The sequence below is a fragment of the Streptomyces sp. NPDC127595 genome (genome assembly GCF_042671685.1).
In the GTDB taxonomy this organism is placed as follows: domain Bacteria; phylum Actinomycetota; class Actinomycetes; order Streptomycetales; family Streptomycetaceae; genus Streptomyces.
The window spans coordinates 156,543-180,371 of the sequence record NZ_JBHXWK010000002.1; the positions used below are offsets into that span (position 1 = coordinate 156,543).

General features: G+C 70.1%; 22 protein-coding genes. 6 read left to right on the forward strand and 16 right to left on the reverse strand.

Features of this window, described 5'->3' with window-relative positions; all coding sequences use genetic code 11:
- Nucleotides 1–49 precede the first annotated feature (49 nt).
- The 5 genes from ACFVKT_RS07165 to ACFVKT_RS07185 form a co-directional block, all read right to left on the reverse strand.
- On the reverse strand, nt 50–1,063 hold the full coding sequence (locus tag ACFVKT_RS07165) for an NAD-dependent epimerase/dehydratase family protein (RefSeq protein ID WP_385729886.1): 1,014 nt from the start codon (nt 1,061–1,063) through the stop codon (nt 50–52).
- A 121-nt stretch (nt 1,064–1,184) separates the two neighbouring features.
- A complete protein-coding gene (locus tag ACFVKT_RS07170; RefSeq protein ID WP_385728487.1) occupies nt 1,185–1,910 on the reverse strand; it encodes a lysophospholipid acyltransferase family protein in 726 nt (241 codons plus the stop codon).
- A 572-nt stretch (nt 1,911–2,482) separates the two neighbouring features.
- Nucleotides 2,483–3,718, reverse strand: a complete 1,236-nt coding sequence (gene rocD, locus ACFVKT_RS07175; RefSeq protein WP_385728490.1) for an ornithine--oxo-acid transaminase — start codon at nt 3,716–3,718, stop codon at nt 2,483–2,485.
- Nucleotides 3,715–4,527 (reverse strand): dimethylargininase, encoded by an 813-nt coding sequence (gene ddaH / locus ACFVKT_RS07180; protein ID WP_385728493.1) that lies wholly within the window; start codon nt 4,525–4,527, stop codon nt 3,715–3,717. Before ddaH ends, rocD begins: the two co-directional genes overlap by 4 nt.
- Before the next feature lie 123 nt (nt 4,528–4,650).
- The gene (locus ACFVKT_RS07185; protein ID WP_385728495.1) at nt 4,651–5,154 is read right to left on the reverse strand and encodes an Lrp/AsnC family transcriptional regulator; all 504 of its coding nucleotides are present in this window, start codon (nt 5,152–5,154) and stop codon (nt 4,651–4,653) included.
- A gap of 167 nt (nt 5,155–5,321) precedes the next feature.
- On the opposite strand from ACFVKT_RS07185, the gene ACFVKT_RS07190 reads away from it, so the two are divergent.
- From ACFVKT_RS07190 to ACFVKT_RS07205, 4 genes are all read left to right on the forward strand, one after another.
- Nucleotides 5,322–6,077 carry a LytR/AlgR family response regulator transcription factor gene (locus tag ACFVKT_RS07190; RefSeq protein WP_385728497.1) on the forward strand — a complete coding sequence of 252 codons (756 nt, stop codon included), beginning with the start codon at nt 5,322–5,324 and terminating at the stop codon, nt 6,075–6,077.
- 10 nt (nt 6,078–6,087) lie between these two features.
- Nucleotides 6,088–6,447 (forward strand): hypothetical protein, encoded by a 360-nt coding sequence (locus ACFVKT_RS07195; protein ID WP_385728499.1) that lies wholly within the window; start codon nt 6,088–6,090, stop codon nt 6,445–6,447.
- Nucleotides 6,448–6,449: 2 nt separating this feature from the next.
- Complete coding sequence (locus tag ACFVKT_RS07200; protein WP_385728501.1) at nt 6,450–8,177, forward strand: cation acetate symporter; 1,728 nt, start codon at nt 6,450–6,452, stop codon at nt 8,175–8,177.
- Between the two features lie 101 nt (nt 8,178–8,278).
- The gene (locus ACFVKT_RS07205; RefSeq protein WP_385728503.1) at nt 8,279–9,484 is read left to right on the forward strand and encodes a sensor histidine kinase; all 1,206 of its coding nucleotides are present in this window, start codon (nt 8,279–8,281) and stop codon (nt 9,482–9,484) included.
- Between the two features lie 118 nt (nt 9,485–9,602).
- Here the strand turns inward: ACFVKT_RS07205 and ACFVKT_RS07210 are convergent, their stop codons facing one another.
- From ACFVKT_RS07210 to ACFVKT_RS07240, 7 genes are all read right to left on the reverse strand, one after another.
- A complete protein-coding gene (locus ACFVKT_RS07210) occupies nt 9,603–9,773 on the reverse strand; it encodes a hypothetical protein (RefSeq protein WP_385728505.1) in 171 nt (56 codons plus the stop codon).
- A gap of 92 nt (nt 9,774–9,865) precedes the next feature.
- Nucleotides 9,866–12,025, reverse strand: a complete 2,160-nt coding sequence (locus tag ACFVKT_RS07215) for a serine/threonine-protein kinase (protein ID WP_385728507.1) — start codon at nt 12,023–12,025, stop codon at nt 9,866–9,868.
- A gap of 59 nt (nt 12,026–12,084) precedes the next feature.
- Complete coding sequence (locus ACFVKT_RS07220; protein WP_385729888.1) at nt 12,085–13,518, reverse strand: DUF6777 domain-containing protein; 1,434 nt, start codon at nt 13,516–13,518, stop codon at nt 12,085–12,087.
- Between the two features lie 198 nt (nt 13,519–13,716).
- A complete protein-coding gene (locus ACFVKT_RS07225; RefSeq protein WP_385728509.1) occupies nt 13,717–14,670 on the reverse strand; it encodes a cytochrome c oxidase assembly protein in 954 nt (317 codons plus the stop codon).
- Nucleotides 14,671–14,783: 113 nt separating this feature from the next.
- Nucleotides 14,784–15,809, reverse strand: coding sequence for a 6-phosphofructokinase (locus ACFVKT_RS07230; protein ID WP_385728511.1), 1,026 nt, complete (start codon nt 15,807–15,809; stop codon nt 14,784–14,786).
- Nucleotides 15,810–16,027: 218 nt separating this feature from the next.
- Nucleotides 16,028–16,756: a type 1 glutamine amidotransferase gene (locus tag ACFVKT_RS07235; RefSeq protein ID WP_385728513.1), complete on the reverse strand. Its 729-nt coding sequence runs from the start codon at nt 16,754–16,756 to the stop codon at nt 16,028–16,030.
- Nucleotides 16,757–16,775: 19 nt separating this feature from the next.
- Nucleotides 16,776–18,014 (reverse strand): MurT ligase domain-containing protein, encoded by a 1,239-nt coding sequence (locus tag ACFVKT_RS07240; RefSeq protein ID WP_385728515.1) that lies wholly within the window; start codon nt 18,012–18,014, stop codon nt 16,776–16,778.
- 153 nt (nt 18,015–18,167) lie between these two features.
- On the opposite strand from ACFVKT_RS07240, the gene def reads away from it, so the two are divergent.
- Nucleotides 18,168–18,710: a peptide deformylase gene (gene def / locus ACFVKT_RS07245; protein WP_385728517.1), complete on the forward strand. Its 543-nt coding sequence runs from the start codon at nt 18,168–18,170 to the stop codon at nt 18,708–18,710.
- Between the two features lie 56 nt (nt 18,711–18,766).
- Here the strand turns inward: def and ACFVKT_RS07250 are convergent, their stop codons facing one another.
- Nucleotides 18,767–19,411, reverse strand: a complete 645-nt coding sequence (locus ACFVKT_RS07250; RefSeq protein WP_385728519.1) for a TetR family transcriptional regulator — start codon at nt 19,409–19,411, stop codon at nt 18,767–18,769.
- 169 nt (nt 19,412–19,580) lie between these two features.
- Between ACFVKT_RS07250 and ACFVKT_RS07255 the strand changes: the two genes are divergently transcribed.
- The gene (locus ACFVKT_RS07255; RefSeq protein WP_385728521.1) at nt 19,581–20,807 is read left to right on the forward strand and encodes an acyl-CoA dehydrogenase family protein; all 1,227 of its coding nucleotides are present in this window, start codon (nt 19,581–19,583) and stop codon (nt 20,805–20,807) included.
- Nucleotides 20,808–20,825: 18 nt separating this feature from the next.
- Here ACFVKT_RS07255 and ACFVKT_RS07260 read toward each other — a convergent pair whose 3' ends face one another.
- The 3 genes from ACFVKT_RS07260 to ACFVKT_RS07270 are packed head-to-tail and all read right to left on the reverse strand — an operon-like array spanning nt 20,826 to nt 23,648.
- Nucleotides 20,826–21,347, reverse strand: a complete 522-nt coding sequence (locus ACFVKT_RS07260) for a cupin domain-containing protein (protein WP_385728523.1) — start codon at nt 21,345–21,347, stop codon at nt 20,826–20,828.
- Between the two features lie 7 nt (nt 21,348–21,354).
- Nucleotides 21,355–22,569, reverse strand: coding sequence for a cytochrome P450 (locus ACFVKT_RS07265; protein ID WP_385729890.1), 1,215 nt, complete (start codon nt 22,567–22,569; stop codon nt 21,355–21,357).
- A gap of 5 nt (nt 22,570–22,574) precedes the next feature.
- Nucleotides 22,575–23,648 (reverse strand): type III polyketide synthase, encoded by a 1,074-nt coding sequence (locus ACFVKT_RS07270; RefSeq protein WP_385728525.1) that lies wholly within the window; start codon nt 23,646–23,648, stop codon nt 22,575–22,577.
- Nucleotides 23,649–23,829: the final 181 nt, after the last annotated feature.

Consider the following 23,829-nt stretch of genomic DNA (forward strand, 5'->3'; position numbering starts at 1 on the left):
TCATGAAGGCGTGAAGTGAGGGGCGGCCGGTTCCCCGGCCGCCCCTCACTCAGGTCGCCGACCAGGCATCCTCAGCCGCGTAGTCGAAGAGATCGCCGTACGCCTCGAACATCTTGGGATAGGCCTCCCGCCAGTCCCGACCGTCCAGTTGGGCCTCGATCGACGCGACCGTCTCCGGAAGCGACTCGGCGAACCGCACCACCGGCCGGTAGCCCAACTCCCGTTCGGCTGCGGACATGTCGCAGACCACGGGAGCCGGGACGGTCCACGGTGTGTCACCCACGGTCGGAGCGGGCGGTGGGCCGTCCACCAGAACGCTCTCCGTCTCGACGCCCATCACGGCGTCGATCGCCGCACAGATCTCCGCGACCGTGGGGGCCTCGGGGTCGCAGGCGTTGAGGACTCGCGACCCGGGACGCGCGGCAGCCAGGCGGATCAGCTCGGCGATGTTGTGGACGCTCGCCGGATGGAAACGGCTCGTACCGCCGAAGGAGAGGATCCGCCTGCGCCGGCCGTCCAGGTTGCGCTTGACGACATACAGCTCGCGGGGCGTGCGGCAGTACGGGCCGTGAACGGCACCCGCGCGCAGCAGGGTCGTCGGCAACCGGTCGGCGGAGGCGAGGAGTTCGCGTTCCAGCGCGGCCTTCCGGTTGCTGTACGTGTCGTCTCCGGGCCGTACGGTGCGCAGGCTCTCGGGGATCGGCACCGGGTACACGGGAAACCCGTCCGGCTCGGTCTGGGTGTCGAACCCGCGCCCCTTGTCGTCCTCGTACACCGACAAGGTGGAGATCACCACGGCCGAGCCGACGCGGTCCGCCAGACCGGTCAACTGCCGTGCGTGCTCGCGGCCATAGGCCACCATGTCCACCAGCACGTCGCAGCCGTCGCCGACCGCGGCGGCCAGGGCCGCATCGTCGTCCCGGTCCGCGCGCGCTGTCCGTACGTCCTTGGGCCAGGTCTCGTCCCGGTCGCCGCCCCGCGAGACGGCCGTCACCTGCCAGCCGTCCCGTGCCAGGGCGCCCACGGTCGCGCGCCCGATCTGTCCCGTCGCTCCGATCACCACAGCTCGTCTCATGACGGGACCGTACGACCGCGGCTGCCTGCCGTCCCAGAGGGTTTCGCGGTGCGCGGATTCCTCTCGCGGCGTACAGGGCGTCAGGAACGTACAAAATTAACTATTTGATTCAACTGAGCGGAATCCGCGGGAACTTGCGGGCCCTCTCCGCCTTCTCGGCGGCCTCCTCGGCCTTGACGACGGCCGCGTACCGGTCGACGTACTCCTGCTCGGAGAGGGTGAGGATGGCGTACATGATCTCGTCGGTGATGGCGCGCAGGATGGCCTTCTCGTTCTCCATCCCGGCGTAGCGGGAGAAGTCGAGAGGCTTGCCGAAGCGGATGGAGACGGGGTGGATCTTCGGGATCTTCCGGCCCGGCGGCTGGGCCTCGAAGGTGCCGATCATCGCGCAGGGAATGACGGGCGCCTGGGCCTTCAAGGCCATCACCGCGACGCCGACCTTGCCCTTGTAGAGGCGGCCGTCGTGGGAGCGGGTGCCCTCGGGGTAGATGCCGAGCAGTTCGTCTTTGCTCAGGACGCCGAGCCCCTCGCGGATCGCGGCCTGGCCGGCGTCCTTGCCGGAGCGGTCGACCGGGATCTGTCCGGCGCTGCGGAAGAAGAAGGCGATCAGGCGGCCCCTGATGCCGGGGCCGGTGAAGTACTCGGCCTTTGCGAGGAAGGTGATGCGGCGCTTGAGGATCGCGGGCATCAGGAAGTGGTCGGAGAAGGACAAATGGTTGCCCGCGATGATCGCCGCGCCCGACGACGGGATGTGCTCAAGACCCTCGATCCGGGGCCGGAAAACCACTCTCAGCAACGGACCCAGAAGCACGTATTTGAGCACGTAGTAGAACATCGGGGCGCTCCTCACTCCGGCGGATCGGCTCAACCGCGCCGTGTTCTAGCAGGTCAGCAGGCGTGCGGTGAGGTGTCAGTGTAGGGGCAGGTGCGGCCCGGTGGCACTGTGCGCGACGGACTCGTACCGGCTTACGCCCCGTGTCGGACCGGACTCGTACCGACTCCTGGCCGCTGTGCGACCGGACTCGTACCGGCTCCCGGCCGCTGCTTGCTGACGGTATGTCATGCCGCGTGGAGTGTCATGGAGGTGGCGCGGAGGTGGTGTGAAGCGCCCTGTGGTCGTCCTGCCGGCTCGGCGGAGCACCGAGCCGGGGTCCTTGCGCCGATCGGAGGGGGCGGCGCCAGGAGCTGTTGACCCAACCATCCGGCGCCTTCGTTAGCAGGCCTGCTGAACGCACTTTTCGGGTGTCCCTGAGCGCGGGAGGCAAACGTTCTTGCGGCCCTTCGACGACGCAGCGCGGGGAGCGCCCCTCCGGCGTCACTCCCCGCGCTGCGTCAGCCACTCTCAGACGCGCCGCGCCCCTGGGTCAGCCACTCTCAGACGCGCCGCACCCCCTGCGTCAGCGACTCTCAGACGCGCCGCGCCCCCTGGGCCAGGACCCTCTCCAACGCTCCGAGAGCCGATTGCAGTTCCTCGCCGGTGATGGTCAGCGGCGGGGCCAGCCGGATCGTCGAACCGTGGGTGTCCTTGACCAGCACACCCTCCCGCATCAAGCCCTCGCTGATCTCGCGCCCCGTGCCGATGGCGGGATCGATGTCCACGCCCGCCCACAGCCCGCGCGAGCGGAAGCCCTCGACGCCCCTGCCCACGAGCGCGTCCAGGCCCTCCCGCAGGAGCACGCCCAACTCGGCCGCCCTGCGCTGGAATTCACCGGTCTCCAGCAGTTCCACGACCGCCGAACCGACCGCCGCGGCGAGCGGATTGCCGCCGAACGTGGAGCCGTGCTCACCGGGACGCAGTACTTCGAGCACATCGCGGCGCCCGACCACCGCGGAGACCGGCACGATGCCGCCGCCGAGCGCCTTGCCGAGGAGGAGAAGGTCGGGGACGACGTTCTCGTGGTCGACGGCGAGGGTGGTGCCGGTGCGGCCCAGGCCCGACTGGATCTCGTCCGCGATGAACAGACAGCCCTTGCGGCGGGTCAGTTCGCGGACCCCGGTGAGGTAGCCGTCGGCCGGGATGACGACGCCCGCCTCGCCCTGGATGGGCTCGATCAGGACGGCCGCCGTCGTCTCGTCCACGGCCGCTTCGAGCGCGGCGAGGTCGTCGTACGGGACGATCCGGAAACCCGGTGTGAAGGGCCCGAAGCCCGCCCGGGCCGTCTCGTCCGTGGAGAAGCTGACGATGGTCGTCGTACGGCCGTGGAAGTTGTCGGCGGCCACCACGATCGTCGCCCGGTCCGGCGCGACGCCCTTGACCTCGTACGCCCACTTGCGGGCCACCTTGACGGCGCTCTCCACCGCCTCGGCGCCCGTGTTCATGGGCAGCACCATGTCCAGGCCTGTCAGCTCGGCCAGCGACCGGGCGAACTCGGCGAGCCGGTCGTTGTGGAAGGCGCGCGAAGTGAGCGTCAGCCGGTCGAGCTGGCGGTGTGCGGCCTCGATCAGCACCGGGTTGCGGTGACCGAAGTTGAGGGCCGAGTAGCCCGCCAGCATGTCGAGATAGCGGCGGCCCTCGACGTCCTCCACCCAGGTGCCCTCCGCGCGGGCGACGACCACGGGCAGCGGGTGGTAGTTGTGCGCGAGGACGGGCGCCTCGGCGCGGATCAGCTCGTCGGACGTGCGGGTGAGCGCGGGAGCGGTCATGAGCGGATCTCCTGAGTGCAGCACTTGATGCCGCCGCCGGCCTTGTGGAACTCCGAGAGGTCGACGGGGACAGGGACGTAGCCGTGGTCCGCGAGCTTGCCGGCGAGCCCTTCGGCGTACGGCGAGACGAAGACGTGACGGCCGTCCGAGACGGAGTTGAGACCCCAGGCCATGGCGTCTTCGCGGGTGGCGAGCACCGCGTCGGGGAAGAGGCGCGCGAGCACCTCCCGGCTGCCGGGCGAGAACGCCTCCGGGAAGTAGCAGATGTTCTCGTCGTCAAGGACGAACAGCGCGGTGTCGAGGTGGTAGAAGAGCGGGTCCACCAGCTTGAGGCTGATCACCGGGACGCCGAAGAACTCCTGCACCTCGTGATGGGCCTCGCGGGTCGTACGGAATCCGGTGCCGGCCAGGACGAACCGGCCTGCCGGGATCAGATCGCCCTCGCCCTCGCACACCGACTCGGAGCGGTAGACGTCGAAACCGGCTGACTTGAACCAGGTCTCGTAGGCGGTGGACTCGGGGCGCCGCTGGGGCGCGTGGAAGTACGAGCCGAAGACACGGCCGGCCAGGACGAGCGCGGAGTTCGCCGCGAACACCATGTCCGGCAGGTCCGCCACCGGCTCGACGGCGTCGACGGTGTGTCCGTGGGTGCGATAGGCGCGGATCAGCGCCTGCCACTGGTCCTGGGCGAGGTCCACGTCCACGGGTGTGTCCGGGTGCATCCAGGGATTGATCGTGTACTGCACGGCGAAGTGTCTGGGTTCGCAGACGAGAAAGCGCCGAAGGCGTGGCACACGGTTGTCAGGCACAGAGAGATTCCTCCGCTTCCTGCGGTGGTGACTGAGGGTGTCTCCACGGTAGGAAACGGGGGATACGTGCGACAAGCGACGAGAGCTGCGTGTCGGCGCAGGATTGGTGCGTCTTCGAGTGCCTCAGCGCACGGTTGATGCGTCATCCGGGGCGGCGTGGGTCGCCCCCGCCTCCGGGGCCTCCGGCAGCAGGTGGGACAGCACCATGTAACTGATCGTCTTCCGGATGAACGGCTCGGCCCGGATCCGCTCCAGCACCTCCTCGAAGTGCTCCACATCGGTCGCACGTACGTGCAGCAGCGCGTCCGCGCCGCCGGTCACGGTCATGGCCGCGGCGATCTCGGGGTAGTTGCGCACGACCTCCGCGATCCGCCGGGGCGGGGCCGCGCCCTCGCAGTAGACCTCGACGTACGCCTCCGTACGCCAGCCGAGCGCGGCCGGCTTCACCGTGGCCGTGAACCCGGTGATCACGCCGGTCTCACGCAGCCGGTCCACCCGGCGCTTGACCGCCGTGGCCGAGAGCCCGATCGTCGCGCCGATCTCCGCGAAACTGGTCCTCGCGTTCGCCATCAGCGCGGTGATGATCCTGCGGTCGAGATCGTCGAACATCGCGGGCTTGCTGCTCATGGCGGCACTGTATCCAGCGACAGCTCCCAGGTCCGTGCGGCGCCAGGGCCCAGCTCGGCCCCGTGGCGGGTCCGTCTCCGCCCGACAGCACGCGCACGCCCGTCCAGCGACAGCGTCCACGTCCCGAACGTGTCCAGACGTGGAAATACCTCCTACACTCCACCTTCATGCTGCGCGCCCTCGCCGTCGACGACGAGCAACCGTCCCTCGAGGAACTCCTGTATCTGCTGAACGCCGATCCGCGGGTCTCCAGTGCAGAGGGCGCGAGCGACGCGACCGCGGCCCTGCGCCGGATCAACCGCGCGCTGGAGTCCGGCCCCGACGGCCCCGAGGCGATCGACGTCGTCTTCCTCGACATCAACATGCCCGGCCTCGACGGCCTGGACCTGGCCCGGCTGCTCACCGGCTTCGCCAGTCCGCCGCTCGTGGTGTTCGTCACCGCGCACGAGGGATTCGCCGTCCAGGCCTTCGACCTCAAGGCCGTCGACTACGTGCTGAAGCCGGTACGCCGGGAACGCCTTGCCGAGGCCGTACGCCGGGCCGCCCAGCTCATGGACGCGGCCCCGCTGATACCGGTGCACGAACCCGACCTGGACCACATATCCGTCGAGCTCGGCGGAGTGACCCGCTTCGTGGCCGTCGAGGACATCACCCATGTCGAGGCGCACGGAGACTACGCCCGCCTGCACACCTCCCAGGGCAACCACCTCGTACGGATCCCGCTGTCCACCCTCGAAGAACGCTGGCGCTCCCGCGGCTTCGTCCGGATCCACCGTCGCCATCTCGTCGCGCTGGGCCACATCGCCGAGCTCCGCCTGGACGCGGGTACGGTGAGCGTCCTCGTGGACTCCGTCGAACTCCAGGTCAGCCGCCGTCACGCCCGCGAACTGCGCGACCTGCTGCTGCGCCGGACCACGAGCTGAGGAGGACGGTGTGCCGCAGGACCCGACCGAACGCCGCGTCACGGTCACCGGAGCTCCCCGGCGCACCCGCAGGACGTCCGGCTACTACCGGCCCAGAACCGAGATCGACGAACAGACCACACTCGGCCATACCTACGTCCGCTCCCTGATGCGCAGCCAACTCCGGGCCGCGTTCGTGGTGCTGGCCGTCCTCGTGCTGTTCGTCGGACCACTGCCCCTCGTGTTCGCCGCGATGCCGGACGGCGCGAGCCTGGAGTGGGCCGTGCTCGGATTCGGCGTGTACCCGCCGCTGGTCCTGCTCGCCCGCTGGTACGTCCGCCGCGCCGAACGCAACGAGAAGGACTTCGTGCGCCTGGTCGAGGACCGCTGAACGTGGACCAGAACTACGCAGTCCCCGCGGTCGCCCTGGTCGTCGTGGCGACCGTCCTGGTCGGCGCGTTCGGCCTGCGAATATCCCGGACCACCTCCGACTTCTACGTCGCCTCACGCACGGTGGGGCCACGGCTCAACGCGGCCGCGATCAGCGGCGAGTACCTCTCGGCCGCCTCCTTCCTGGGCATCGCGGGCCTGGTGCTCGTCCAGGGCCCGGACATGCTCTGGTACCCCGTCGGCTACACGGCCGGCTATCTCGTCCTGCTGCTCTTCGTCGCGGCCCCGCTGCGCCGCTCCGGCGCGTACACCCTGCCCGACTTCGCCGAGGCACGGCTCGGCTCACAGGCCGTACGGCGCCTTGCCAGTGTCTTCGTCGTCGGCGTCGGCTGGCTGTACCTGCTGCCCCAACTACAGGGCGCGGGGCTGACGTTGGCCGTGCTGACCGACGCACCCGACTGGTTCGGCGGGGTGCTCGTCGCCGTCGTCGTGGTCGTCACCGTCGCCGCGGGCGGCATGCGCAGCATCACCTTCGTGCAGGCCTTCCAGTACTGGCTGAAGCTCACCGCCCTGCTGGTCCCCGCGCTTTTTCTCGTCCTCGCCTGGCAGAGCGACGGCGCCCCGCGCGACGCCTTCGACGAACCGGCGGCCTTCCGTGAGCAGAGCGTCGTCCGCGTCGACGACAGCCTCGACCTGTTGCTCTCGCGGCCGCTGCGCGTCACGACGACGGGCACCGTCGACGGCCACCGGTACGAGGACGAGAGCGTCGCACTCCCCGAGGGCGTCCACCACATCGAGCGCGGCACCCGCCTCACCTTCACCAAGGGCGACCCGGTCCCGGTGGCCGAGCGCAACAGCAACATCGGCATGTCGACCTCGCTGGCGGCCGGCCGCGAGGAACGCCCGCTGTACGCCACGTACGGACTGATCCTCGCCACCTTCCTCGGCACTATGGGACTGCCGCACGTGGTCGTCCGCTTCTACACCAGCCCGCACGGTGTCGCCGCCCGCCGCACCACCGTCGTCGTGCTGGGGCTGATCGGTGCCTTCTACCTCCTCCCGCCCGTCTACGGTGCGCTGGGCAGGCTGTACGCCCCCGAGCTCACCCTCACCGGCGACGCGGACGCCGCCGTACTGCTGCTGCCTGACCGGATGATCGGGGGAGTCGGCGGCGACCTCCTCGGCGCGCTGGTCGCGGGCGGGGCCTTCGCGGCCTTCCTGTCGACCGCGTCCGGACTGACCATGGCGGTGGCGGGCGTGCTCACCCAGGACGTGCTGCCCTCGCGCGGGGTCCGGCACTTCAGGCTCGGCACCGTGCTCGCCATGGCGGTACCGGCCGCGGCGAGCATGCTGGTCGGCGGACTGCCGGTCGCCGACGCAGTCGGGCTCGCCTTCGCCGTCTCCGCGTCGTCGTTCTGTCCGCTGCTCGTCCTCGGTATCTGGTGGCGGCGGCTCACCCCGCCGGGCGCGGCCGCCGGGATGCTGGTCGGCGGCGGCTCCGCGCTCGTCGCCGTCGGCGCGACCATGGCCGGCTATCCGGGCACGGGCTCACTGCACGCCCTCCTCGCCTGGCCCGCCCTGTGGTCGGTGCCCCTGGGGTTCGTGACGATGGTGCTCGTGTCGCTGGCCACCGCGGGGCGGGTACCGGCGGGCACGGCGGCGATCCTGGCGCGCTTCCACCTGCCGGAGGAACTGGCCAGGGACCACGCACGCACGGAGGCCAAGGCATGACGGCGTGGAAGTGCCACGGACGCGCGGAGGGCAGGTCATGAAGGGGAACGGACGCGCGGAGGGCAGGTCATGAACGGGCACGGACGCGCGGAGGGCAGGTCATGAGCGGCTTCATCGCGGGGCTCTGCGTCGCCGTACTCCCGCTGCTCGCCGCCGGTTTCTGGCTCGGCAGGCGCACGGCGCGGCCCGAGAGCCTCGGCGGGCTCGGTACCCCCGTCGAGCACGCCACCTTCCAGACCCTGCACACCGCCTCGCTCGCCGCGCCCCCGCTGCGCGCGGGCCTCACCGAGGAGACGGCGGGCCGGTCCGCCCGGCGCCTGCGCACGCTCCTCGGCACGGACGCGCTGTGCCTGACCGACCAGGAGACCGTGCTCGCCTGGGACGGCGTGGGGGAGCACCACCGCACCGAGGTCATGGCGCGGCTCGCAGGAGCACTCGAGACCGGCCGAGGCGAGGCCTTCCGGCTCGACTGCTTCGAGCCCGACTGCCCGCTGCGCTGGGCCGTCGTGGCCCCCCTCACCGTCGACGACCGGGTGCACGGCGCGCTCGTCGCCTGCGCACCCCGCGAGTCCGCCGTCCTCGTACGAGCCGCGGGCGAGGTCGCCCGCTGGGTCTCGGTGCAACTGGAACTCGCCGACCTCGACCAGTCCCGTACCCGCCTGATCGAGGCCGAGATCAAGGCACTTCGCGCCCAGATATCCCCGCACTTCATCTTCAACTCGCTGGCGGTGATCGCCTCCTTCGTCCGCACCGACCCCGAGCGCGCCCGCGAACTGCTCCTGGAATTCGCCGACTTCACCCGCTACTCGTTCCGCAGGCACGGCGACTTCACCACCCTCGCCGACGAACTGCACGCCATCGACCACTACTTGGCGCTTGTCAGGGCCCGCTTCGGGGAGCGTCTGTCCGTCACACTGCAGATCGCGCCCGAGGTACTGCCGGTCGCGCTGCCCTTCCTCTGCCTCCAGCCCCTCGTGGAGAACGCCGTCAAACACGGCCTGGAGGGCAAGGCCGACAAGAGCCACATCAGCATCACCGCACAGGACGCGGGCGCCGAGGCACTGGTCGTCATCGAGGACAACGGCACCGGAATGGACCCCGACCGGCTGCGCCGCATCCTCGCCGGAGAGGTCAGCCCCTCCGGTGGCATCGGACTGTCCAACGTCGACGACCGGCTGCGCCAGGTGTACGGGGACGAGTACGGGCTCGTCATCGAGACCGCGGTGGGCGCGGGCATGAAGATCACCGCCCGGCTGCCGAAGTACCAGCCGGGCGTGCACTCGGCCGCGCGACTACCGCGTCAGTGAGCGTCAGGCGCTGTGCGTGGCAGGCACGTCCAGTGCGGCCGGTGAGCCTCAGGCACCGCGCGGGGCCGGTATGTCGAGCCTGGCCGGTGAGCGAAAGGTGCTGCGTGGCGTGTGACCCTCAGGCGCTGCGCGAGGCCACCATGCCCAGCGTGATCAGGCCGAGCACGACCCAGCCGAACCACAGCCAGCCGTTGCTGCCGAGCGCCACCGTGTAGGCCGTCACCACGACGAGCCCGCCCACGGTCAGCACCCCCATTGCCTTCGTCGAACCAGGCGTCGAACCGGGCATCTGAGCACCCTCCTCCGGGCGGGTCCGCGGCGCGTGCCGTGGCCTTGGCCCATTTTCACCCGACAGGGCGCGATTCGCCAGGGCCGGGAGCCCTACTCACCCCCGCGCATCGGGGTCTTGTCCAGACGTTCGACGGCACAGACCACCAGGTAGTACTTCTTCGCCCACAGCCCTGTGCTGCGCAGGCCGTGACTGAAGTACGTGGCGGAGGGATAGCCGAACGCCTCCGGCCGCGCGTCCTTCGCGCACTGCGTGTCCGCCGCCTCGTCGGCCTCCTGCCCGGACGGGGCGGTCTTGAGATGAGTGATCTGCACGGCCTTCCCCGTGTGCTCCTTGTCGCAGGCGACCAGCTCATAGTGCGTGCTCGCGCGCGCGTCCCCGTCCACATGACCGAGGCAGTCCCCCCGCTGTATCTGGGTGGCGTCCTCGAAGGTCATCCCGTACGGGCGAAGCGTGCCGAGCGGGCCGTACACCGGGCCGTGTTTCCCGACCAGCACGCAGGCGACATCGCCGCCGGCGGAGGCGAACCCCTCACGCGTCGGCACCACCGCCATGCTCCGCACGTGCCGGGCGAGTTTCCCCGCGGTCTCGTCCGTCAGCTCCGCACACCGCGCCGCTCCCCGGCTGCGCGCTTCCTCGAACGAGGCGGCCTTGAACAGCCCCATCACCTGCCCGTCCGGGACCAGGTCCTTGCAGCTCGGATCGAGCGTGAGGGGCGGGACACCGGCCACGTCCGAGGGAGGCGGATCGCCCCGGACACAGTCGCCCTTCCGCAGCGGCTCGGAGAGCCCGACCGTGTCGCCGTACGGCTTCACGGTCTTGTTCGCCATGGCGTACCAGACCCCGCCCGCGGCGAGACCCAGCGCCAGGAAAATGGCCACAAGGCCTTGCAGGAGGCGAGGGCGTTTGCGGCGCCGCCTCCCCGAGGGGCCGTACGACGGGGTGGGCGGGCCTCCGTACCACGGCGGGCCGTAGCCGATGCCGGGCTGAGGACCGCTCGGCCCGGTTGGGGGCGGTGGGCCGAAGCCCTGGCCCGGCCGTGAGCCGTACGCGGTGGGGGCGGCGTACGCCTGGGCCGTGGGGGCGTACGCGGGATGGGCGGTGGGGGAGTGCGTGCCATGGGCGGTGGGTGTGTAGGCGCCGGGGGCGGCGAGGCCCTGGTCCTGGGGTGCGGCGAGGCCCCGGTCCCGGGGCGGGATGCCGGAATCCCGGCTCGGGGACGCCGGGCTGCCTGAACCCGGGCCCGGTGATGCCGGGCTGCTTGAACCCGGGCCCGGTGATGCCGGACCCGGTGGAATCAGCCCTGCCGGAGTGCCGTCGGACGTGACGAGCCCTGCCCACGGCGGCTGCGAACCACCGTCGACCTGGGTACGTGGGTGGGGCTCGGGCGTGATGATCCGGGCCAGGGCCGCCGCCGTGTCCTCCGCGGAGAGCCGCAGTGCGGGATCCTTGGCCAGCAGTGCCTCGATGACCGGGCGCAGGGCCCCGGCCCGCTGTGGCGGTGGCGGCTCCTCCAGGACGACGGCGGTGACCGTGGCGAGATCGGTGTCGCGGTCGAAGGGACCGAACCCCTCCACACCGAAGTACAGGGTGCAGCCCAGCGAGAACAGATCGGCCGCCGCGGTCGGCGGGCCGCCCGTGGCACGCTCCGGCGCCAGATACCCGGCCGTGCCGACCAGGATGGACGTCAGCGTCCAGCGCGTCTCGGTGGAGTCCGGCTGGACCGATATCCCGTAGTCGGTGAGCAGGACCCGGGATCCCGGCATGCCCGTGCGGTCCGGAGCGAGCAGGATGTTGGCGGGCTTGACGTCCCGGTGCATGATGCCGCGCTCATGACCCGCGGTCAGCGCGTCCAGGACCGCGAGGCCGATACGGGCGCACTCGCCGGGGGCCAGCGGGCCGCGCCGGACCAGCCAGTCGCGAAGGTCCTCCGCGCCCGCCACGTACTCCATCACGATCCATGGCAGGCCCTCGTGCTCCAGGACGTCGTGCACGGTCACCACGTGCGGGTGCCCCCGCAGCACCGCCGCGTGCCGCGCCTCGGCACGGGCCCGCGCGATCCGGGACTCGTGCTCATCACCGGCGTCCGGCGCCGAGCGGAACCTGATCTCCTTGAGCGCGACTTCGCAGTCCAGCCGCCGGTCGTGGGCGAGCCAGACATGGCCCATCCCACCGGAGCCCACCTGGTCCATCAGCTCGTACCGGCCGGCGATGATCCGGCCCACTCCCGACTGCGGTGATCCTTGTGCCATCCGGTCGCTCCCGGGTTCTGCGCTGGTTCGTTACGCGGGTCTACGCGGGTTTAAGCAGGTCAGGACCGGACGCTCGACGCCGGTCCGCTGCCCGGCGTCGGCCCGCTCGATGTCGAGCCGGTCGTTGTCGGTCCGGTCGAGACGGACTCCGTCTGCGTGGGGTCGGCCGACTCGCTGGTCGGTGTGCTCGGCGGAGGGGTGTCCGGCGAAGGCGTGCTCGGCGTCGGACTCTTCACCGGGGGCTCCGGGTCCGTCCCGCCACCCGAGCCGGGCGGCGTCGACGCGCGAGGCGACCCGGAGTCGCCCCCGGACGGTGAGCCGCCGCCTGGTGACGAGGGGCTGGACCCTCCGCCGGAAGGAGCCGGTGACGTCGTATCAGGAGCGCTACTCGATGCGCCCGGACCGGTGCTGGACTCGCCCGGACCGGTGCTGGAGCCCCCAGGTACGGCGCTCGATTCGCCAGGTCCCGCGGTCGCTCCACCACCGGAGTCCGGGGGAGTGGCCCCGCCTGCGGGCGGAGCCTGCACGAACAGAGTCACGGCCGCGCCCCACTCCAGCGTGCTGCCCTCGGTGGGCTGGGAGGCGGTGACCAGGGCGCCGTCGGCGGGCAGGGCGTCGCCGTCGTAGGCCAGCGCGAGCCCCGCGTCGGCCAGGCGCTGTGCCGCTGCCGCGAACGTCAGCTGTGTGACGGCCGGAACCTTGAGTTCCGCGTGGGTGTCGAAGGATTTGTCCGCCTCGCCCTCGGTGCCGATCGGGCGGTCGATCCCGTGATCGGGGTCCTGGACGTCGACGAGCTTGAGCCGCTCGATCTTCTGGTCCCCCGGCGGCGGCTTGACGACCACAATGCGGTCCTGCTGGTAGCCGGGCCACTTCTTGTTGCCGTCCGTGAACTGCACCGACGTCTTCTTGACGTTTCCCTTGTAGGGGAGAAGCGGATTACCGCAGGAGCATTTCACCGCCGGAAGTCCCTGCGGGTCGACCAGAATCGCGATTCCCGCCTGTAGCAAGGCGTCGAAGGGGACGGCCTTGCCATCCTTGTACTCGTGATTGGTCACGAGGGTGTCGTGGCGCAGCACCACGGGTGTGAGTTGATCGATATGCCCCGGGATCTCGTCGGTGCTGATATTCCGAACCCGCGCCCATTCCCGCGCCTTCGCGGAGTTCTTGCTGTCGGTGAGGAAGTTCTTGAGCTTCGCCATGTCGCAGGTGCCGGGTTCCGTCGAGCCGCCGAACTCCCCTGTGGCCCCACCGCCACCATCCTGCCCCGAGGAGCCGTCGTCCCCGCCCGTCCCGCTGTCGTCCCCGCCGGGTGCGCCCCCGTACAACCCCGGACTGTTGCTGGCCTGGATGCCGCCGCTCGGTCGCGCCTCGGGCAGGCGCATGTCCTTGCCGAGCCGGCCGTCCTCCTTGAAAAAGGGATTGGCCTGCGAAATCCCCGCGGCGATGGCCCGCACCACGGACAGCTGTTCGGATTTGCTGCATCCGCTGACCATCAGCACGGAAACCAGCAGTAAGGCGATCCTGCCGGTAGCCGTTAATCCCGACCTTTGCATGGACGCGTGAAATGTCATGACCGCTCCCCCTGCGGTTTCCCCCGGACCTCACGTGCCGGACAGGAGACCGGACGTGAGGCTTCGCCCCCATGCTACTGAATAGATATGCGTTTCAGGCAAGCGGAAAAGGAAGGGAATTCAGCGGCTGCGTGCGTTGAGTGAGGCCAGATAGGCGTTGTACGCCTCGAGTTCCTTGTCGCCGTCGCGGTCCGCCGCCCGGTCCGTGCGGCGGGACTGCCGGCTCTCGGAGGCGTGCCACTGGAAGAGCAGCGCGAGCAGCACGAGGACGGAGGGGATCTCGCTGAACGCCCAGGCGATGCCGCCGGCCGCGGTCTGGTCGGCGAGCGCGTCGATACCGAGCGAGGCCGGCGGGTTCTCGTACGTCTGCACCATCGGCGCGGACGCCATCATCAGCGCGATGCCGAAGAACGCGTGGAACGGCATGCCCGCGAACAGCTCCAGCATCCGCATCAGATAGCCCGGCCGGTGCGGCCCCGGGTCCACGCCCATGATCGGCCAGAAGAAGACCAGGCCGACGGCGAGGAAGTGGCACATCATCGCGGTGTGTCCCGCCTTGGAGCCCATCAGGAAGTCGAAGATCGGCGAGAAGTACAGCCCGTAGAGGCTCGCGATGAACAGCGGGATGGTGAAGGCGGGGTGCGTGATGATCCGCATGAACCGGCTGTGCAGGAACATCAGCAGCAGCTCACGCGGTCCCTTTCCGCCGCGCTTCGACGCGACCGGCAGCGCCCGCAGTGCCAGGGTGATCGGCGCGCCGAGCAGGATCAGGATGGGCGACAGCATGCTGATCACCATGTGCTGGACCATGTGCACGCTGAACATGACCATGCCGTAGTCGTTCAGCTTGGTGCACATCACGAGCATCACGGTCAGGACGCCGATGACGAAGGAGATGGTGCGGCCCGCCGACCACTTGTCGCCGCGCCGCGCCAGCCGCACGACTCCCCAGCCGTACAGGCCGATCCCCACCAGGCAGGCGACAAGGAAGAACGGGTCGGTCGACCATTCCAGACCTCGCCCCAGCGTGAACGGCGGCAGATCCATGGTCATGCCGTGCCCGCTGTGATCCATCCGCCGGCTCCTGTTTCGTACTGGTTGTGCGCTGTCTGTCCGCACCAGAGTAGAACTGCCCCCGGCCGCTGCTGCGACCGGGGGCAGTTCCGACTACGCGGACCACGTACGCGTCAGAGCACGCACTCCGCTTCCGCGTACCGCTCGTCCGGAACCGTCTTGAGCGTCTCGACCGCCTCCGCGAGCGAGACCATCACGATGTCGGTCCCGCGCAGCGCCGTCATCTTTCCGAAGTCACCGCGGTGCGCGGCCTCCACGGCGTGCCAGCCGAACCGCGTGGCGAGCACCCGGTCGTACGCCGTCGGGGTACCGCCCCGCTGGACGTGCCCGAGGATCACCGGCCGGGCCTCCTTGCCGAGGCGCTCCTCCAGCTCCAGGGAGAGCTGGCGGGCGATGCCGGCGAAGCGCTCGTGGCCGTAGACGTCCTTGCCGCCCTCGTCGTACTCCATCGAGCCCTCGCGCGGCTTCGCGCCCTCGGCGGCCACGACGATGGCGAACCGCTTGCCCGCGTCGAAGCGTTCGCCGACCCTGGCGGCCAACTCCGCGATGTCGAAGGGACGTTCCGGTACGACGATGGCGTGGGCGCCCGCCGCCATGCCGGAGTGCAGGGCGATCCAGCCGGTGTGGCGGCCCATGACCTCCACGATCAGCACACGCTGATGGGACTCGGCGGTGGTCTTCAGCCGGTCCAGGGCCTCGGTCGCGACGCCGACGGCTGTGTCGAAACCGAAGGTCACGTCCGTGACAGCGATGTCGTTGTCGATGGTCTTCGGCACGCCGACGATCGGCAGGCCGTTGTCCGAGAGGAGGCGGGCCGCCTTGAGGGTGCCCTCGCCGCCGATCGGGATGATCGCGTCGAGCCCGAGATCCTCGACATGGCCCCTGGCCCGCTCCACACCGTCACGCAGATGCTCGGGCTGGACCCGGGAGGAACCGAGTATCGTGCCGCCGCGAGCCAGGATGCCGCTCACCGCGTCGAGGTCGAGCTTGAGGTAGTCGCCCTCCAGGAGGCCTTTCCAGCCGTCGCGGAAGCCGATGACCTCGTCTCCGTGGTCGACGACGGCACGGTGCACGACGGACCGGATGACCGCGTTCAGGCCGGGGCAGTCGCCGCCGGACGTGAGGACACCAATGCGCATCGCCCGAAATACCTTCTCAACGTGGGCCGGAGACCGGACCACGTCGTCCGGCAATATCCCCGCCACCCTACCGGCGGGAGGGGGCGGGGCCGTATGGGGCGTCCGCCTGCTGGACGCCCCCGCACACGTGAGCGCAAGCCCTGCCAGACGGGCTGTCCGGTGGGGCTCGGGCGGGCAGTCCAGCAGCGGCAGTGGTCAGGCGGGCAGCCCGGCCGCGCTCAGGCGGGCTGCTGCGCGGCCGTGATGCGCTCGTTGCGGAGCGCCTCGTACCACCGGTCGTCGATCGGCGGCAGCGCGTTCACGTCCAGCGCCAGCTTCAGCAGCAGGTCCGCGATCAGTGGGTTGCGGGCGAGGACGGGCCCGTGCATGTACGTACCGAAGACGGTGTCGTTGTACGCGCCCTCCGTGCCGTCGCCCGTGCCGTTGCCCTTGCCGAGCCGCACGTTCGCGAACGGGCGTGCGGTGGGGCCGAGATGGGTGACGCCCTGGTGGTTCTCGAAGCCGGTCAGCTGGGGGAGGCCGAGGCGCGGGTCGAGGTCCGCGAGCACGTCACCGACGCAGCGCTCGCCCTCGCCGCGCACGGAGACCACGTCGAGCAGACCGAGGCCCGGCTCCCGCTGCCCGAGGTCGTTGATGAACTCGTGGCCGAGGATCTGGTACCCGGCGCACACCGAGAAGACGATCGCGCCGTTGCCGACCGCGCGGTGCAGACCGCCGTCGCGGCGCAGCCGCTCCGCCGCGAGCCGCTGCGGCCGGTCCTCACCGCCGCCGATCAGATAGATGTCGCCGGAGGTGGGGATCGGCTGGTCGCTGCGTACGTCGAGACGGGCCACGTCGAGGCCGCGCTGGCGCGCCCGGCGCTCCACGACGAGGGCGTTGCCCTGGTCGCCGTAGGTGCTCAGCAGGTCCGGGTAGATCCACACGAGACGCAGGCTGTTGTCACTCATCTTCTTCGTCCTTCGTGGCTCAGTTGCCGACACGACGCCTCAGGTCCTGGAAAGCGGTGTAGTTCGCGACGACCTCGATGCGTCCGGGCGGTGCGAGCTGCACGGCCTGGTCAAGGGTCTCGCAGACCTGGAACTGCTGGTTCGCCACCTCCAGGCGCACAGCGAGGTCCAGTTTGCGGTCGCCGAGAACGAAGATCGGGTGACCGGTGAGCTGTGTGTAGTCGACGTCCCACAGCCAGGACGTGTCCGTGCCGTCGGCGCCGCGCGCGTTCACCGAGAGGATGACCGGGGTCGGCGGCGGGTCGATCAGCGAGAACGTCTCCAGCCAGCCCGCGGGGTTCTTCGCGAGCAGCAGACGCAGCTCGCGCTGCATGAACTGCACCACGTCGTAGCGTCCGGCCACCGCCTGCACCTGGTACATGCGTTCCAGGGCGACCTGCGGTGGCACGCCGAAGACGGCGGCGACGGCGGCCGAGGAGGCGGCGTTCGCCTTGTTGGCGCGGCCCGGCAGCTGGAGATGGATCGGCCAGGCCGAGCCGTGCGGGTCCAGGACGTGGTCGCCGGAGAGCGCCCAGCTCGGCGTGGGACGGCGGAAGCCGCACTCGCCGCAGAACCAGTCGTCACCGGGGCGCTGCATCACGCCGCCGCAGGACGGGCAGGACCAGGCGTCGTCCTTCCACATCTGGCCGGCGGCCACCCACACCACATTGGGTGAGGAGGACGCGGCCCACACGACCAGCGGGTCGTCGGCGTTGGCGATCACGACGGCCTTGGAACCGGCCAGGCCCTCGCGCCAGTGCTCGGCCATCATCCGGGTCTCGGCGGCCCGGTCGAGCTGGTCGCGGGAGAGGTTGAGCAGCGCGATGCACTTGGGGTCGGTGTCCCGTGCGATACCGGAGAGGTACTTCTCGTCGACCTCGATGACCGCGTACCGGGAGTCCGAACCCCCGGCCAGCGCCGAGGTGATCCCGGCGGGCATGTTCGCGCCCAGTGCGTTGGACACGACCGGACCCGCGGCGCGCAGTGCCTCCGCGATCAGCCGGGTCGTGGTGGTCTTGCCGTTGGTGGCCGACACCAGGATGACGTCCAGGTGCGTGGCGAGCCGTGCGAGCAGGTCGGGGTCGAGTTTGAGTGCCACCCGGCCGCCGATCACCGATCCGCTGCCGCGTCCGGCGGCGCGCGACGCTGCCGCGACCGCCTTGCCCGCGGTCACGGCCAGCTTGGCCCGCGGCGTCAGCGGGTCCGAGTTGCCTGACATCGTGTCCGATCCTCCTTGCGTACGCGCCGCGCCTCTGCCTCCGGCATCGTGTGGCCCTCAGCCTATCGAGATCCACTCACGTGCCCGAATCGCGGCACCACGACAGTGCCCGCGCGACATTCGCGCGCCACCAAGGACCGTACCCTTGCGGCCATGCGACACGGCTCCATCCCGGGCTCCCGAGGGCGCGTCCGGCCCATCACCCTGCTCGGCGACCCCGTCCTGCACACCCCGTGTGCGGAGGTCACCGACTTCGGCCCCCAACTCGCCCGGCTCGTCGAGGACATGTTCGCGACGATGTACGCCGCCCAGGGCGTCGGCCTCGCCGCGAACCAGATGGGCGAGTCCTTGCGGATCTTCGTATACGACTGCCCCGACGACGAGGACCTCCGCCATGTCGGCCATGTGGTGAACCCCCGTCTCGTCGAAGCGGACGGTGTGGTTCTGCGCGGCCCGGAGGGCTGTCTCTCACTCCCGGGCCTCGAAGCGGGGACCGAGCGGTACGACCACGCCGTCGTCGAGGGCTTCACGGTGGACGGTGATCCGGTGCGGGTACACGGCACCGGCTGGTTCGCCCGGTGCCTCCAGCACGAGAGCGATCACCTTGACGGTGGGGTGTACGTGGATCGGCTCACGGGCTGGCGCCACCGAAGGGTCATGAGGCAGGCGGCGCGGGCGTCCTGGAGCGCCCCGTAGGGGCGCGGGGAACGGCGCCGACCGGCTACATACGGTCCGCAGTTGAAGGACGGCCGTCAGAATCCCGGCCCGCCGACGCGGTCCCCGGCCGCAGCCAGCCGCCCCCACAGCAGGTCGGCAAGGCTCCGTACCAACTCGGCCCGTGAGCAGGGCCGTTCGCCCATCCACCAGTCGCCGGCCGCGTGCATCATGCCGACGATCCCGTGCCCCCACACGCGGGCGAGCTGCTGGCTGTCGGGTCCGAGATCGACCCGCTCCTCGATGACCTCGGCGAGTTCCTCGCCCATGCGGCGCAGCAGCGGCGCGGAGTGCTTGCCCACGTCGAACCCGGGGTCGCCGGGCTGGCCGCCCTCGGTGGGATGCATCAGGAACCGGTAGACCTGGGGGTGTGCCTCGATGGCCGCCAAGTACGTGTCGAGCGTGGCCTCGACGCGCTCGCGGCGCTCGGCCGGCGCGTCCAGTGCGGCGCGCAGCGATCCGAGGAGGGCGTCCGTGTGCCGCTTGGCGAGGGCGGCGTAGAGTCCGCCCTTGTCGCCGAAGTGGCGATAGAGGATCGGCTTGGTGATGCCCGCCTCGGCGGCGATGGCGTTCATCGAGGCGCCGGGGCCGTCACGCAGCACCACTCTGTCCGCGGCCTCCAGCAGCTCGCGCCGACGGCGGTCGGCGGACCTCTGCTGATCGGTCCGCTGTGTGGTGTCCATGGTGTCTCCCCACCCGTGCTGATTCGGTGACGCCTGCGCAAACTAACACTCAATGGCGCATGTGTATCGAACGGGCTGCCGAGCGTGGCTCGGGAGTTGACTTTTCCTACTGGTCAGTAACAGACTCCAGTTACCGCAAGTAACACTTTAGTGCATTGTTGGAGGGGTCATGGCCGAGTTCACGATGGAGCTCAACGACGACCAGAAGGAGGTGCGTGACTGGATCCACGGGTTCGCCGCCGATGTGATCCGCCCCGCCGCCGCCGAATGGGACGAGCGTGAAGAGACACCGTGGCCGGTCATCCAGGAGGCCGCGAAGGTCGGCATCTACTCCCTGGACTTCTACGCGCAGCAGTACTTCGACCCCACCGGCCTCGGCATCCCGATGGCCATGGAGGAGCTGTTCTGGGGTGACGCGGGCATAGCCCTGTCGATCGTCGGTACCGGCCTCGCCGCAGTGGGCGTCCTCGCCAACGGCACCGAGGAGCAGATCGGCACCTGGATCCCCCAGATGTACGGCGATGCCAACGATGTCAAGGTCGCCGCCTTCTGCTCCTCCGAGCCCGACGCCGGCTCCGACGTGGCCTCCATGCGCACCCGCGCCGTCTACGACGAGGCCAAGGACGAGTGGGTCCTCAACGGCACCAAGACCTGGGCGACCAACGGCGGCATAGCCAACGTCCACGTCGTGGTCGCAGTCGTCGACTCCGAGCTGGGCTCCAAGGGCCACGCCTCCTTCATCGTCCCGTCGGGCACGCCGGGCCTGTCCCAGGGGCAGAAGTTCAAGAAGCACGGCATCCGAGCCTCGCACACAGCCGAGGTCGTCCTGGAGAACGCCCGTGTCCCCGGCTCCTGCCTCCTCGGCGGCAAGGAGAAGCTGGACGAGCGCCTCGCCCGGGCCCGTGAGCGCGCCAAGTCCGGCGGCGAGCGCGTGAAGAACGCGGCGATGGCCACGTTCGAGGCGTCCCGTCCGGCGGTCGCCGCCATGGCGGTGGGCACCGCGCGGGCCGCGTACGAGGTCGCCCTCGAATACGCGAGCACACGCGAGCAGTTCGGGCGCCCGATCATCGACAACCAGGGCGTCGCCTTCCAGCTCGCCGACATGCGGACCTCGATCGACGCGGCGCGACTGCTGACCTGGCGCGCCTCCTGGATGGCGGTCAACGGCAAGCCCTTCACCGCCGCCGAGGGCTCGATGTCGAAGCTCTTCGCCAGTGAGACCGCGAAGAAGGTCACCGGACAGGCGATCCAGATCCTCGGCGGCAACGGCTACACCCGGGAGTACCCGGTCGAGCGCATGCACCGCGACGCCGCCATCTACACGATCTTCGAAGGCACGAGCGAGATCCAGCGGCTCGTGATCGCGCGCACCCTGTCGGGGATGCCGATCCGCTGAGCCTGCCGGAAGCAGTCCTCACCGGTGTTTCAGAGGTGTGAGCTGCTCGATGTCGTACCTCGCCCGGAGCTCCTCGATCGCCGTGCAGTCCGGCGGGCCGCCCGTGCCCAGGATCTCCAGCAGTTCGTCGAAGTACCGCTCGTGGTCCGGCGGCGGTGACGCCTGGAAGAACATCTTCGCGGGCGTCTCGGTGGGGTTGGAGAACGCGTGCGGACATCCCGGTGGTACGACGATGACCGTGCCCGGGGTCGCCCGCACCACGCGGGTGCCCGAACTCGACTCCCACCGCTGCCAGTTGTCGGGCGTGCGCACCCGTGGCTCGAAGGCGAGGACGTCCAGCTCGCCTTCGAGGACGTAGAACAACTCCTCGCTGCGCGTGTGCACATGGGCGCCCACGTCGAAGCCGGGAGGCACCACGACCTCGAAGGTGGACGCCATCCGCGAGTGCGAGCCGGTGACCTTGAACGTCACATGCTGGGCGGGCGTCTGCACGACCCGGCCGTGACCGGGCGGTACGAGCAGCCCCTCGGACGCTGTCATCCGGCGCTCACCACGTCACGGGCAGGGCCTCGGGTCCACGGATCAACGCGCCCTTCCTGAAGGGGACCTGCTCCGGCGGTACCGCGAGCCGCAGCCCCGGCACGCGGTCCAGGAGCGCGTCGACCATCAGCTCGGACTCCAGCCTGGCGAGCATGCCGCCCGGGCAGTAGTGCGGGCCGAAGCCGAACGACACATGCGGGTTCGGGTTGCGCGAGAAGTCGATCATCTCGGGGTCGGGGAAGACCTTCGGGTCGCGGTTGGCGGCCAGGTACGACACGTACACCGCGTCGCCCTCCCGGATCCGTACGCCGCTGATCTCGACGTCCTCCATGGCGATCCGGGAGAGGCCGACGGCGCTGCGGTGCGGGATGTAGCGCAGCAGCTCGTCGATGGCCTGGGGCCGGATCGCCGGATCGGCGCGGAGCTGGTCCGCCAGCTTGGGGCGGGTCATCAGGATGTAGAACATCTGCCCGCTGTTGTTGGTGACCGCCTCGCCGCCGATCTGGAGGAGCACCGCGAGACCGACGGCCTCGTCCATGGTGATCTCTTCCCGGCCCACGGCCGCGCCGAGCAGCGAACCGACGTCCTCGCCCGTGCTGCCGGCACGCTCGCCGATGAGCTTCGTGAAGTACGCGCCCATCTCGTTCTTGGCCTTCTCGCTGACCTCGGCGCCGTGCGAGGAGGACAGGATCAGCCCGGTCCAGGTGTGCATGAGGTGCCGGTCGGTGGCCGGGACGCCCATCAGCTCGCAGATGACGGCGATAGGGAAGGGGCTCAGGATCGCCTCGGTGAGATCGGCGGTCGGACCGGCATCCAGCATCTCGTCGACGAGTTCGTCGAGCATCCGCCGGGCGCTGTCGCGCAGCCGCTCCACCCCGCGCGCCGTGAAGGCCGCGGCCACCGAGCGGCGCAGCCGCGTGTGGTCGGGCGGGTCGAGGAAGCCCACCGCACCCGCGGAGGGGATGAAGTGCGGGGCGAGCCGGGTGACCTGCCGCCCCATGACGGCTTCACGGCTGAAGCGGGCGTCGTTGGTCACCATGCGGACGTCGTCGTACCGCGTCACCAGCCAGGCCCAGCCGTCGCCGTTGGGCAGCTGGATCCGGGTGACCGGGCCCTCGCGCATCAGCTCGGTCAGGACCGGGTCGAAGTCCACGCCGGTCAGGTTGAGCGCCGGCCAGTGGCGTACGGGCGGCAGGGGCTCGGTGATCGTCTTCTCGGTCATCCAGGTCACGTCGTTTCAGTGTCTGTGTTGTTCCCGTTGTTCCAGCGGCCCAAGGACATCTCCGCGGTGATACCAGGGCCGAAGCCCGCGAGCATCCCGCGCGAGGCGTGCTCGGCGCCGCCCTCGTCGAACAGCCGGCGCAGCGCGTCCAGGACGACGGCGCTGGCGATGTTCCCGTACTCGGTGAGGGTCGCCCGGCTGAACCGGAAGGCCTCCGGCGGGACCTCGAGGAACTTGCTGAGGTCGTCCAGGATCCTCGGGCCGCCCGCGTGGATGATGTAGAAGTCCAGGTCGGAGGCGTTCCAGCCGTGCTGGCGCGCGAGGTTGTGGAGCGCGGGAGCGAGCGGCTCCATCGTGGCCGGCACCCGCTTGTCCAGCAGGAAGTGGAAGCCGGTGGCGCGGACGTCGTACATGATCCAGTCCTCGGTCTTGGGGATCAGGTACGAGGCGTTGCGCTCCAGCTTGATGCCGGTGCCGCCCTTGCCCCGGACGACCGCGGCGGCGATGCCGTCGCCGAACAGACCGTTGCAGAGCAGCGAGCCGACGCCCAGGTCGGTGGGCTGGTAGCAGAGCGAGCAGAACTCGCAGGCGACGATGAGCGCGTTGGCCTCGGGGTAGGCCGAGCAGAAGTCGTGCGCCCGGTTGACCGCGGCGCCGCCAGCCGCACAGCCCAGCTGGGCTATGGGTATCTGCCGGGTGTCGCTGCGGAAGTCCATCGCGTTGATCAGCCAGGCCGTGAGCGAGGGCATCATGAACCCGGTGCACGACACGTAGATGATCACGTCGATGTCGGTGGTGAGGAGCTCGGCGTCGTCCAGCGCCCGCTGCACGACGGCGGGGACGCGGGCCTTCGCCTCGTTGCCGTAGACCCTGTTGCGGTCCTCGAAGCCCGGGTGCTTGAGGGTCTCCTCGATGGGCTGCACGATGTGCCGGGTAAGAACGCCGGTGTTCTCGATCAGCCGCAGGGCGAGCGGGAGTTGGGGGTGGTCGGCGTGACGGGAGCGTGCCAGCTCCAGCGTCTCCTCCATTGTGATCACGTACTCGGGGACTGAGACCGCGGGTCTGCACAAAGTCGCCATGAGGAAGCGCCTACTTTCGCCTTCCGGGGAACCGTTCGTCCCCCGGCGGAAGGGTGGTTCACCCACGATCACCCGACAGGGCTCGGATATCTCGTCGGATTACTCCAGATCGGGGACGGGCCCCGATCAGTGGGACCCTGGTCGAAGGAGCTCTGAGACCGCCGAACCGAAGGGGCGCATG